This is a genomic window from Francisella uliginis, assembly GCF_001895265.1.
GTDB lineage: Bacteria > Pseudomonadota > Gammaproteobacteria > Francisellales > Francisellaceae > Francisella > Francisella uliginis.
This window is the reverse complement of the sequence record NZ_CP016796.1, coordinates 391,985-405,178: the sequence shown is the minus strand read 5'-3', so window position 1 is coordinate 405,178 and position 13,194 is coordinate 391,985. Positions and strand designations below refer to the sequence as shown.

The following is a 13,194-nucleotide window of genomic DNA, read 5'->3' as shown; positions in this document are numbered from 1 at the left end:
AATACCTCTCAAAACTTTAACTATGGAATAATCTCTTTGCCATCCCATGCAAAACATTTACCACTATCTTCTGATTTCAATCCATCTAACACTTCAAATAACTTACTAGCTGAATACTCAGGTGTAAAAAGCTTTCCTTGAGGTACTCTTGCTTGAAAAGGCTCTGATAAATGACTTTTGACAGTCCCTGGATGTACCCCAACTATTACAGCGTTTGGATTTAAACGCTTTGCCTCAATACTTGCCGTTTTGATAAACATATTTAAAGCAGCCTTTGAAGCTCTATAAGCATACCAACCACCAAGCTGATTATCCGAGATACTTCCAACTCGTGCAGAAATAGCTGCAAATACAGATTTAGTATCTTTGGCTAGTTTCGGTATGAAATGCTTTGCCACCAAAGCTGGAAAAATTGTATTTGCCTTAAACAGTTCAATAAATTTATCAGCTGATAGCTCTCTTAAAGCTTTCTCAGGCATTATATCTTGTGTATGCAATATACCAGTAGCTACAAAAACTAAGTTAATAGCTCCTGTCTTTTCATAAATATATTTTACAGCTTTCTCGATTGTTGACTCATCAGAGTAATTAATATTTTGGTAAACCACCCCTTCTACACAGTCTACAACTTCCGTACGTGAAAAAGCATATATATTAGCATCTGGGTACAAATATCTTAATTTCTTGGTTACAGCATGACCTATAGAACCAGAAGCACCTATAACAACTAGATTACTACTCATAACACTCTTCCAAATAAAGGTTTAGTATTCTAAGTATACAAATAAGATTATGGATTTTTTATACAGATAAATAAATATTAAGAAAGTTTAATTTTAAACAAACATACTCAAGAAGCTAAGGAATCAACTCTAACCCTAACTCTCTCAAGAATTCATTATGTTTACTTTTACTTGATTCTATTTTACTTTCAATATCTATCAAATCTTTATTTACGCCTTTAATATCAACTTTAGGTTCTGGCTTGGCTGTGCTTATATATCGAGATATATTCAAATTAAAATCATTCTTTTCAATTTCTTCTAGCGATACACAACGCGAATAGCGATCTTCTTCTTTGCGATATTGATAAGTACTTATAATCTTTTGTATATGCTCTTTTTCAAGAGTATTTTGTCGCTTACCTTTTTTATAGTTTTCTTCAGAACTTGCATTTATAAACAATATATCATCCGATTTCTTACACTTTTTAAGGACTAATATACAAACTGGTATTCCTGTTGAGAAAAATAGATTTGAAGGTAGCCCTATTACAGCATCAATATTACTATCTTTTAAAAGCTTAGTACGAATATTTGCCTCTGCCCCTCCTCTAAACAAAACACCATGAGGCAATATAATAGCCATAGTCCCACCATTATCAAGAAAGTTAAAACCATGTAGCAGAAAAGCAAAATCAGCTGCTGATTTCGGAGCGACTCCATGACTTTTAAAACGGGTATCTTCTTTTAGTCTATCATCAGGATCCCAACGATAACTAAAAGGTGGATTTGCCACAATAGCATCAAACTTTATTTGTTTGCTTGGGTTTTCTTCTTGTAAAATACTCCAATCATTTGCCAAAGAATCTCCATGAAAAATTTTAAACTCAGAATCTTTTAGACCATGTAAAAGCATATTCATACGACAAAGGTTATAAGTTGTTATATTTTTTTCTTGTCCGTAGATCTTGCCAATACTACCATCTTTTTCTTTTTTGATTTGTTGGCGAACATTTAGTAACAATGACCCAGAACCACAAGCAAAATCCAAGACTTTATCTAAATGCTTTTTTCTACCCAAGCTAGGATCTTGGCAATCTAAAGTTACTATCTCAGAAAGAATCGAAGAAATCTGTTGAGGGGTATAAAATTCTCCAGCCTTTTTACCAGACCCTGCAGCAAACTGACCGATAAGATACTCATAAGCATCTCCCAGCGTATCACTATCTGTAGAGAATCCTGTTATACCATTAGCTATTTTGGTAATAATAGTGCTGAGCTTTTTATTTCGCAATTCATAATTTTTCCCAAGCTTTTCAGAATCTAGATTTATCTCAGAGAATAGACCTTTAAAAGAGCTTCCAAAAGAATCATTTTCAATATGTTTTAACCCCTTTTGTAGAGTTTTTAATAAGTCTATATCATGCGTTTTTGCTAAATTTACAATATTACTCCATAGATAGTCTGGCTCAATAATATAATGAGTTTTTTTTCTAATTTCTATTTCAAATTCTGCCACATGCTGTTGATTTTCATCATACCAAATTTTTAATGGTGAAATTATTTTAATAACATTTTCAGTATGTTTCTCTTTTTTCTTTTTAATAGAGTTATCATCTATTGGTATTTTAACTTCTATTTCTCTTGCTTGAGGATATTCATCCCCTAAGAACTTCTTTACAGTTTCTTCATAGTTATCTGACAAATAGCGTAAAAATAAAAATGAAAGCATATAATCACGAAAATCATCAGCATTCATTGCACCACGCAATTCATCTGCTATTTTCCAAAGTGTTTCACCTAGTTGTTTTTTATCTTGTTCACTCATTATTATTTCTCTTTATGTTCTGTTCAATTTGCTTGAGCTCTTCTATATCCTGAATGTCTGCTTCTGTTGCTTCTTGTTGTTTTCTTTTTATATCAAATTCAGAATATACTCTTTCAACCATTTTTTGCATTTGTTGACGACTGACACTTCCAGCACCTTTAAGTACTTCTTTATCATTAAACTCTATGATACGATCAATATTTTCTTTCCAAAAACTCATATTTATATTTTGACGATTTTTAGCCCTTAATTCAGCAGTCTCTAAAAATACTATTACAAATCTATTTAGACTATCTAACTCATCTGCAGTAAGATAATTTTTTGCGATATAAATATCTTGTTTTCTAACTCTATCTCCTTTGAAACTTGTAAGAGACATATTTGGCTGAGTATGGTCTGCCCTACTAGTTATAAGTTCAGCAGCTGTTTGACCAGTTATAGCAAATAATAATTTATTCTGAGTTTCAGCGTAAAAAAGCTGTGTTTCTTTATCAGTGGCATCATAATCTTGACTAAGCATAAAAAGATCTCTTACTTTTTGATAAAACCTTTTTTCCGAAGCTCTAATATCTCTAATACGAGCCAAAAGCTCATCAAAATAATCTGGGTAACCATCTGGATTTTTTAGTCGGTTATCATCTATAACAAAACCTTTTATCATATATTCACTTAGATTTTTATTCGCCCACTGACGGAATTGAGTACCTCTTTTACTTCTAACTCTAAAGCCTATTGCCAAAATCATCTCTAATGAATAATGAGTAACATTATAGCTTTTTCCATCGCTGGCAGTTGTCAAGTAATCCTTTACAACTGAATTCTTATCTAGCTCACCTTCTTCAAAAATATTTGATATATGCAAACTTATATTTTGCTTAGTTGTAGCAAATAGCTCTGCTAATTTTGCTTGACTTAGCCATGCTGTGCCATCTTTTGTAAGTAGTGAAACAGTAGCTTTTCCATCTACAGTATTATAAATAATTACATTCGACTCTTGTTCGCTCATTATTATTTCTCTTTAATTATTTCAGGTAATTCAAATTTATATCTATCTAAAAAAGCATTTAGCATATCACTAAACAACTTTTTTGTATCTTCAACCATTTGCTTAGGTTCATAAATAGAGTACTTACCATGACTTAGTAAATTCAAAGCCCTTGAATATAAAACCTCATCATCAACACTTTTTATACATACCGAAAAATCTTTATAGCCAAAGAATGTTGCTGTCTTTTCCATAATACTACGCAACATATTAAAATGATAAGTAAATAACTGCCCACTCTCACAAGCTTTTTTTAGTTCACTTAGTATCGATACATGATGAAAAAAAGGTGTATCTTCTGTAGCTCTTAATGTATAAACATTTTCATTATTTGGACGATGATAAAAATAGCTCTTAAATTTCTTCTTAGAGCTTCTAAACTCATTATGCAAAACATTAAAAAATAATCCATGATGTGATGATATAACTGTTTTTATATTATTATCACTACTTTTTAGTAACTGAGCTAAATCACTAGCTACTGCTATAGCATTATTATCATCTAATGATGATATAGGATCATCTATATATAGGTATTTAACCCAAGCATAAGCCTCTTGCTTTTCTATAGCTAAACGAGCTACTGCAAGAAAAAAGCACCATATAAAAATATTCTCTTCACCACGAGAAACTTTTATATTATCCACTAACTGTAAATTTTGCTCTTTAGTCCTATGATCTAAAACTAACTCTTGTTTACTAAAAGTAACCGTTCTATTTTTATAATCAATTTTAAAATCAAAATCAGCATAGCGATTTAAATACTCGGCTATACGGCTTTCCATTTCTAGCTCTTCTAAGCCATTAAAAAACTTAGATTCTCTAAAATGCAAAACTCTATTACTATCTGCTTCTAAGTCATTATCCCAATAAAATAAATCCTCTGTAAAAGCGTTAAAATACAAAGTATCTCTATTTTTATTTTTTTTATCTTTTTGTCTAAATTCCATAGATAGACGAGTTTTACCAGTACCATTATAGGCAAATAGTAAAATTAGATCGCAATCATTCAAATCATTTCTTAAGCGATTAGTAACTAGATTACTTAAGGTTTTATAAGAGTGTATCTTTGGACTACCACTCATAACTAAATACCTCCACCATCTTGTTCAATAACATCTGGGGAATAATTCCCCTCCGCTGGAGGGGTGACCTTTAGGTCGGGGTGGTTTCTTAAAAAAGTCAAAACAGCATTAATATCATTTTTTACATCATTATCTAATAAATTGATTACCTTTAGATTTAAACTTTTTAAATACTTATCCCGTTTATAGTCATAATCATGCTTATCATTATGGCTATAACCATCTATTTCTAGAACCAACATTTTCTCACCACAGAAAAAATCTACAATATAATTACCAATTATTTTTTGCCTATCAAAATCAAGATTTAGGAATTGTTTATTTTTTATTTGATTCCATAAAAGTACTTCTGCTAAATTTCCTGCCTTTCTTAGCTCCTTAGCTCTTTGTTTAAGAGCTGGATTATATGGTAATGAATAATAACTTTTCGTTTTTCTCATATTTTTAGTACTTTTCTATATTATGGTTTTCCTTTTAAAACTACCCCGTCAGTCTGCGACTGCCACCCCTTCACAGAAGGGGAATAACTCCAATCTAGGTTGAGGTAGTTACTGAAAATAACCTTTGCATCAGTCCTTTTTTATGCTCTTTAAGTAGCTCTACTTTTTGGCTTTGTGCTTCTATCAATTCATCTACCGATGATAAACAATCCGCTATTTTTTGTTGTTCTGATGTTTGAGCTGGTAAAAATATATTTAATAATTTTAATTGTTTCCCTGTAATCAACGGTTGCCCAGAGCCAAAGACCAGCTTATTTAAACCATAGTTACTAAGAAAATAATAAACATAATCAATATTTATAGTTTTCTTTAAATTTAATACTAAAGTATTATCTGTAACTCCAAAATTTCCTGAAACTTTAGTTAATAAACCAGCATTTGCTCCTACTCTAGCGACTAAAATATAATTACCAATATAACTATTTTCTTTACATTTACCGATAATGCCTGTTGAACCATACAAATCATAAGTTCCGTTATATATATTTCTATCTTTACCAGAAGAAATACTTATACATAAACCTCCTAGCTCTCTTTCGACCCATTCCCCATCATCTCTAAACTCTGGAAAACGAAGTTCAGGGATATTTTTAGAAACCACCCCGTCGCTCTGCGACACCCCTCCAACGGAGGGGAATAGCTTTTGCATTAAGCCTTTCTTATGCTCTTTAAGTAGCTCTACTTTTTGGCTTTGTGCCTCTATCAATTCATCTACCGATGATAAACAATCGGCTATTTTTTGTTGTTCCTTCAATGTTGGAATATTTATCTTTAACATCTTTAACTGACTTACATATAGGTGTATAACTGATACACCTTGAGCCATTTGAGATATTTCTCTCTTTTTAACACTGCTAAAGTAGTAGGCTAAAAAACTTCCATTTTCTTTAGTCCTAATAATGTTCAAATCCCCACCCAAAGCAACATTATCTTTTCTAATACAACTAGCTGTTGCTATATCTTCTTGTGTTTCCCCTGAGCTTGGAATAAGCACATCATTAAACTTACTAAGAACTAACTTTTTTATATTAATATTTGTCTTTGATATAACTTTTTCTATAATCTCATTATAACAAGTATACAGTTCACCATACCTTATGCACGGTATATTTCCTTTATCTACAATATCAGATTTAGATATACCTTTACCTTTCAAAAATTTAGCTACTTCCCCAAGCTCTCGCTCAACCCACTCCCCAGCATCTCTAAACTCTGGAAAGCGTAGTTCGGGAATATTTTTAGGAACCGTCCTGCTTTGCTTAGATTCTAAAACTACCCCGTCAGTCTGCGACTGCCACCCCTTCACAGAAGGGGAATAATTCCCCTCCTCTGGAGGGGTGCCTACGCCAGTAGGTGGGGTGGTCATATTAAGCTGCTTTTTTTTACTCATAAGTATCTAAACCTGATATTTCCTCACCATTTGCCAGTTTCTTTAAAATAGGAATCAGCTCTTCCATTAGAGCAGTTTCTTTTTTAGATCTTGCTAGCCATCCTAAGCCTAATGGCTCCATCAAGTCAGTCAACTCTTCACCATCAAATATCATTCGCAATATTATTTTATCAACAAACGCTTGAAGTGCTTTTGGCTCTAAACCAAACTTCTCTGCTAACTCTGTGATTTGTTGAGCTGATTTATTAGCTTTAAATTCTTCAAACCCTTCACGGATCTGTTTTACATTTAGAGCTTCTCCCAACTGTAAAGTATCTATATAGGCTTTAATATCATCTTTTTCATCAATAAATTTTGAATCTGAAGCTATCAACCTTAATAACTCAAGCTTACTTATCTCTTGCTTACTTGGTGTTGCATGAGTGTAGTTAGCTATCAAATTCATAATATAATCATAGTCAATCATCGCTGATGCAAAAAGTACAAGCTCAACATCAAGATTTTCAACTTCTTTTTCTATTGGTGTATCTTTTTTATCCTGTTGAGATTTTAAGCGTTGAGCAACATCTAAATAAGCCCCCTTAAATGCTCTCATACTCTCTTCATCAATGAGATTATCTATAGTTTGCTTATTATCAGCAGTTAAATCTGTATACTGGTCTAACTGTGTCTTTAATCTTTGTATCTCTTTAAAACATCTTATAAACTCAGCTCTTGCCGTATCACCTTTTATATTTGCTACTTGCTCAGGTTTATTCTCTAAACCTTGACTTGTCATAAAATCATCTAATTTTTTGACAGCATCATCTAACTGCTCAAGCACTACAGGGGCTGGATCAACTAGCCAAACTTCTTTAGCTCTATCTTTCTCTGCACCAGAAAATAATGCTATTGCTTTATTAACATTTTCACATTGTGAACGAAAATCTAAAATATTCCCATACGGCTTAGTATCATTCAAAACCCTATTAGTTCTTGAAAATGCTTGTATCAGTCCATGATATTTAAGATTTTTATCCACATATAGAGTATTTAGAAACTTAGAATCGAAACCTGTCAAAAGCATATCCACAACAATTATAATATCAACTTTTTTATCATGTGCTAAATCTTGATTTGAATACTGTTGGTCTTTTATTCGCTTTTGTATGTCTTGATAATACAAATCAAAAGTATCCAATTTATAGTTTGTTTTATATTGCTTGTTATAGTCACTGATAATCTCTTTTAGAGCTTTTTTCTTCTCTTCAGGATTATGTTTATTATCTTCTTTCTCTTGCTCCAAATCTTCTTGAAGTTGCTTGATATCTTGATTACCTGTAGCTGGTGGACTAAATACACAAGCTATATTTAGAGGTTTAAAACTAGCGTCTTGCTGTTGTTTTTCAGCTTGTAGCTGCTTAAATAACTTATAGTAAACTATAGCATCATCAATTCTAGCTGTTGCAAGCACAGCATTAAACTTTCTATTTGCTGTAGCAAAATCATGCTTTTGTAAAATTGTTTTAACTATCGTTTCTTTTGTTGGCGTTGAGATATTAGTATTTTCATCAGGCTTATAATAATCAATATGAAAGCGTAAAACATTACGATCTTCTATGGCATTTGTAATTGTATAAGCATGCAATTCTTCTTGAAAAATATCTTTTGTCTCAACTATATAAGCCTCTTCACCATTTATTTTTTTATAAGTTCCATTATCTTCAAAAATAGGTGTTCCTGTAAAACCAAATAACTGTGAATTTGGGAAGAAGTTTTTAATAGCTTGATGATTTTCGCCAAATTGTGATCGATGACACTCATCAAAAATAAAGACTATTCTTTTGTTTTGTAGCGGTTTCAGCCTTTCTTTATAGTTTTTTTGCTTGCCTCTACTTTTTCTAGTTTCATCTAGTGCTAAACCTAGTTTTTGGATAGTTGTAACAATTACTTTATCACTATAGTCATCTGACAAAAGCCTTTGCACAAGTGTTTCAGTATTAGTATTTTCTTCCACACATCCATCTTGAAACTTATTAAACTCTTCTCTGGTTTGACGATCTAAATCTTTACGGTCAACAACAAACAAACATTTGTCTATGTCAGGATTATCTTTTAATAAAGTTGATGCTTTAAAAGATGTAAGAGTTTTACCACTTCCAGTAGTATGCCAAATATAGCCATTGCCATTATTTTTATGTATTTTTTCAACAATAGCTTTAACTGCATATATTTGATATGGTCGCATCATCAAAAGCTTCTTTTCACTTGCAATTGTAACCATATAGCGACTAATCATTTCACCTAATATACACTTAGATAAAAACTTATCTGCAAACTCAAACAGGTTTTTGATTTTAGTAGAGTTATCTCTCTCTGCAAACTGATAGATTGGTAAAAATCTCTCATCTGCATCAAAGCTAAAATGCTCAGCATTATTATTTGCAAAATATAAAGTATTTGTCCTATTGCTCACAATAAAAAGCTGCATAAAACATAAAAGCGAATTATGATAACTATTACCTTCATCATTTTTATAGTTCACAATTTGTTGCATCGCCCTACGCGGACTGATTTCCAAAGATTTTAGCTCTATTTGAACAACAGGAATACCATTTATAAGTAAAATCACATCATATCGATGATTGCTATAAGCAGTATTCATTTTAAGCTGATGAATCACTTCAAATGAATTTTTACACCAGTCTTTTAGATTAACCAAAGTATAGTGTAGTGGTGTATCATCATCTCTTTTTAAAGTGTTTTGAGAGCGTAAAATTGTACTAGCCTCAAAAACATCTGGCTGAATTATTTGTAACTTTAATCTTTCAAATTCATTATCGCTTAAAGTTACTCTATTTAACTCATCAAATTTCTCTCTAAAATTATCCTCTAAAGATTTTCTACTATTGATATCTTTACGATAGGTATATTTTAGTTCTTGGAGTTTATCTATTAAATGTTGTTCAATATCACTTTCTTTCAAAACTGTATTTTCCTTAATCAGCTATTAGGTCATACTCAGTAGATTCAGTAATCTCAACTATTGCAAATTCACCTACTTTTAGATCTCTTTCTGCTGCATCGCCAACAATAACTTGTCCATCCACTTCTGGTGCATCATATCTTGTACGCCCAATAGCATAGTTTTCGTCAGGATTTATTGAATCAATTATAATTTGTTGTTCTGTACCAACAAAGCCTTCAAGCTTATCTGCACTTATTTGAGCTTGTAACCCCATAAACTGATCTAGTCTTTGTTGCTTAATTTCTTCGGAAATCAGATTATCAAATTGATTAGCTTTAGCACCTTCTACTTCAGAGTATTTAAAACAACCTACTCTATCTAGTTGCGCTTTTTCAGCAAAATCTAATAAATGCTCAAAATCAGCTTCTGTCTCACCAGGGAAACCAACTATAAATGTACTACGAATAGTTATATCTGGACAAATATCACGCCATTTATTAATTCTATCAAGAGTCTTTTGCGTATGAGCCGGACGCTTCATTCTTTTTAGAACCTCTGGGGATGAGTGTTGCAAAGGCACATCTAAATAGGGAAGTATCTTTCCTTGAGCCATAAGTGGTACAATCTTATCAACATGCGGATACGGATATACATAATGCATTCTTGTCCACATGTCTAAATCACCAAGAGCTGTAGCAAGATCTAAAATATTACTTTGATATTCTTTATCATTCCATATCCCTGGCTTATATTTAATATCAACACCATAAGCAGATGTGTCTTGTGATATTACAAGCAACTCTTTGACACCGGCATTTTTAAGCTTTTCAGCTTCACGCATAATATTATCAATCGAACGACTTTTCAACTTACCACGAATATCGGGAATAATACAAAAAGTACAAGTATTGTTACATCCTTCTGATATCTTCAGGTATGAATAATGTCTTGGCGTAAGCTTAATTCCTTGTGGAGGCACTAAAGATACAAAGTCATTTGCAAATATTGGTGCATGTGTATGCACTGCTTCTATCAAATTCTCATAATCTTGAGGGCCTGTAATGCTTAGAACTTCTGGATGTTTTTCTTTAATTAAATCAGCTTTATTTCCTAAACAACCTGTTACTAAAACCTTACCATTCTCAGCAATTGCCTCGCCAATAACTTCTAAAGATTCATCAATAGCAGAATTTAAAAATCCACATGTATTAACGATAACCATATCAGCATTATCATAACTATCAACTAAGTCATAACCTTCGGCTTTTAATTTTGTAATAATACGCTCAGAGTCAACAAGATTTTTAGGACAGCCTAAACTAACAAAACCAATTTTAGGAATTTTAATCATAATAATTAAACTTAATAAAAAAATTATTCGACTATTGTAGATTAATTTGATTAAAAAAAATAGATAAAGATAAAATTAGATCTAGTTAGTAGATTGAGCAGAAGAATCACTTTGGTCACATTTAACACCAAAATCAAGCTCTGTTCTTCTGTCTAAATAATATGCTTTTTCAGAGGCTTTATACATACAAGCATCATTTACACCATCAGTACAGAACTCATCATAGAATTTAGTTGGTTCAGCTGCAGGCTTTAATTTACCATAGCTAACGACACATATCTGATCTTTATTTACACCTTTGTCTAATAAATAGTTATAAACAGATTCAGCACGTTTTTGACCTAAGTTAAAGTTGTATTTTTCACTTCCTCTAGGGTCAGTATTACCTGATAGTTTAATAGGTTGATTTGGATGAGCTATCAAGTAGTCTGCTGTTTTATCTAAGCAATTCTTAGCATCATCGGTAACATTATAGCTATCAAAGCCAAAGTATACTGATCTACAATTAATATCCATTAGTTCTTTTTTCATTTTATCAACTTCATCAGAACTTAGGTTATCAGAGCCAAAAATTTGTGAAGACATTTCTAAAGCTTGGGAGCTATCAACCCCAGAATATTTGTCTTTGATTAAATCACTATTATCTGGCCTAGTGCTAGAACAACTTGCTAACATAAGCACAGAACCTACAACTGCAACGCTTAAAAGACTCTTTTTCATAGTTTACAACTCCTATTTATTTTATTACGCAACATTATCAAAACTTGTGGTTTCAAAATTACCACCATTATCAGCAAACCCAGTATCTCCACTTCCATCTTTTTGACCTGATTTAAGTGTACTAAAAAATCCTGGTCCTGTTGTTTCATTTAATGCAGAACCATCAAGATTAGCATCTGCATTTGCTTGTAAAGGGGGACCTTTATACCAAGCACACCCTGTTAATAATGTTGCAATAATAACAAAAGTGTAAAATTTAGTAAAAATCCTCATCAAAATTCCCTTAATAATTTCTTGGTGACCAACTTGGCGACTGAATCAATGTATTACCATTATTCGCTGTTTCAACACCAAAGTGATTACTTCCATCTAATGATACCATATCTAAAGAACTATAACCTTTCGAATTTGTAGAAATGTATGCAATCATATTACCATATGGAGAAACTGTTGGCGAGCTATCAGACTTACCTTTTGTCAATGTCGTTATATCTCCACTAGCTAAATTAAAATCAGCTATTTGGATACCACTTGAGCGTGATCTTTTATACATAAATACTATATCTTTACCATCAGGAGTATAGTTAGGCTCATATCCTTGGTATATTTTGCTACTTAATCTTGAAGATTGTGGATATTTAGAATTAACAGGAGCAACATAAATATTTGGTCTACCATTACCTCTATCTGATGTGAACACGATACTTCTACCATTCGGTGAGAATTTTGGCGCAGTACTTATACCATTTATAGTTAATCTCTTAAGGGTTTTTGTTGCTAAATTCATAATATAAATATTTGTTTGATCAGAATATCCTTTAGATAGAGCTAAAGCAATTTTTCTATCATCTGGAGAGAATGATGGCGAACTGTTGATACCTTTGAAGTTAGTCAAGCGAGTCACTTTGCCAGTAGCTATTTGTAATTCATAAACTCCCATGCTACCACCACTATAGCTAGAGTAAACAATATCTTTACCATCTGCTGACCAAGATGGTGTCGCAATAGGATTATCAGTCTGTCTAAGTACAGTATGCTTATTAAAACCATCATAATCAGATATCACAAGCTCATAAATTCTGCCATATCTAGCATATGGATTACTTACTTTAACATATGCAAGCTTTGTTAAAAAAAAGCCTTGCTCTCCAGTAAGTTTCTTATAAACATAGTTTGAAATCTTATGTGCTAGAGTCCTCATAAGAGAAACATTAATATTCTTATATGTAACTGACTGAATATAGCTTGTATCATTTCTCTTAAGAACCTGAACCTCTACAGTATAATTGTTATAAGAATTTTTAGTATACTTAGTTAAGACTACATAGTCGCCTTTAATTTTTTTCCATGGGATATTTTGCTTTTGTTTTATCTCATATTTTATAGTGTCTGACCCTTGCAACTTAGCATTATGATTAAGATCTGCAACTATTACAGAATCTACATTCTGAGGGAACTGATCTACAACATTATTACTCATTACAGATACTAGAGGTTTTTGTATAACACCAGTTGTTACTTCTGCAACTAGATCCGCGTATATATTTGATACTAAAAAAATTAATACTGAAAAGCTCAAAATGATTTTTTTCATTATTATCCCTTA

11 protein-coding genes are annotated in these 13,194 nt (G+C 32.0%); all 11 read right to left on the bottom strand.

The genetic code is table 11. The annotated features are described in order from the left end of the window. Positions 1–20: 20 nt before the first annotated feature. On the bottom strand, positions 21–743 hold the full coding sequence (locus tag F7310_RS02055) for an SDR family NAD(P)-dependent oxidoreductase (protein ID WP_072711402.1): 723 nt from the start codon (positions 741–743) through the stop codon (positions 21–23). A gap of 115 nt (positions 744–858) precedes the next feature. Beyond that, on the bottom strand, positions 859–2,550 hold the full coding sequence (locus tag F7310_RS02050) for a type I restriction-modification system subunit M (RefSeq protein ID WP_072711401.1): 1,692 nt from the start codon (positions 2,548–2,550) through the stop codon (positions 859–861). Next, a complete protein-coding gene (locus tag F7310_RS02045) occupies positions 2,543–3,556 on the bottom strand; it encodes a virulence RhuM family protein (protein WP_072711400.1) in 1,014 nt (337 codons plus the stop codon). The genes F7310_RS02050 and F7310_RS02045 overlap by 8 nt, the downstream gene beginning before the upstream one ends. 2 nt (positions 3,557–3,558) lie before the next feature. Next, a complete protein-coding gene (locus F7310_RS02040) occupies positions 3,559–4,680 on the bottom strand; it encodes an AAA family ATPase (protein ID WP_072711399.1) in 1,122 nt (373 codons plus the stop codon). 2 nt (positions 4,681–4,682) lie between these two features. Beyond that, positions 4,683–5,120, bottom strand: a complete 438-nt coding sequence (locus F7310_RS02035) for an endonuclease domain-containing protein (RefSeq protein WP_072711398.1) — start codon at positions 5,118–5,120, stop codon at positions 4,683–4,685. 94 nt (positions 5,121–5,214) lie between these two features. Further along, positions 5,215–6,570: a restriction endonuclease subunit S gene (locus tag F7310_RS02030; protein ID WP_084645167.1), complete on the bottom strand. Its 1,356-nt coding sequence runs from the start codon at positions 6,568–6,570 to the stop codon at positions 5,215–5,217. Further along, positions 6,563–9,535 (bottom strand): type I restriction endonuclease subunit R, encoded by a 2,973-nt coding sequence (locus F7310_RS02025; protein ID WP_072711397.1) that lies wholly within the window; start codon positions 9,533–9,535, stop codon positions 6,563–6,565. The genes F7310_RS02030 and F7310_RS02025 overlap by 8 nt, the downstream gene beginning before the upstream one ends. 13 nt (positions 9,536–9,548) lie before the next feature. Further along, complete coding sequence (gene rimO / locus F7310_RS02020; protein ID WP_072711396.1) at positions 9,549–10,868, bottom strand: 30S ribosomal protein S12 methylthiotransferase RimO; 1,320 nt, start codon at positions 10,866–10,868, stop codon at positions 9,549–9,551. An 81-nt stretch (positions 10,869–10,949) separates the two neighbouring features. Next, complete coding sequence (locus F7310_RS02015; RefSeq protein WP_072711395.1) at positions 10,950–11,588, bottom strand: OmpA family protein; 639 nt, start codon at positions 11,586–11,588, stop codon at positions 10,950–10,952. 24 nt (positions 11,589–11,612) lie between these two features. Continuing rightward, positions 11,613–11,861 (bottom strand): hypothetical protein, encoded by a 249-nt coding sequence (locus F7310_RS02010; protein ID WP_072711394.1) that lies wholly within the window; start codon positions 11,859–11,861, stop codon positions 11,613–11,615. Between the two features lie 10 nt (positions 11,862–11,871). After that, the gene (locus tag F7310_RS02005; RefSeq protein WP_072711393.1) at positions 11,872–13,182 is read right to left on the bottom strand and encodes a PD40 domain-containing protein; all 1,311 of its coding nucleotides are present in this window, start codon (positions 13,180–13,182) and stop codon (positions 11,872–11,874) included. Positions 13,183–13,194 lie beyond the last annotated feature (12 nt).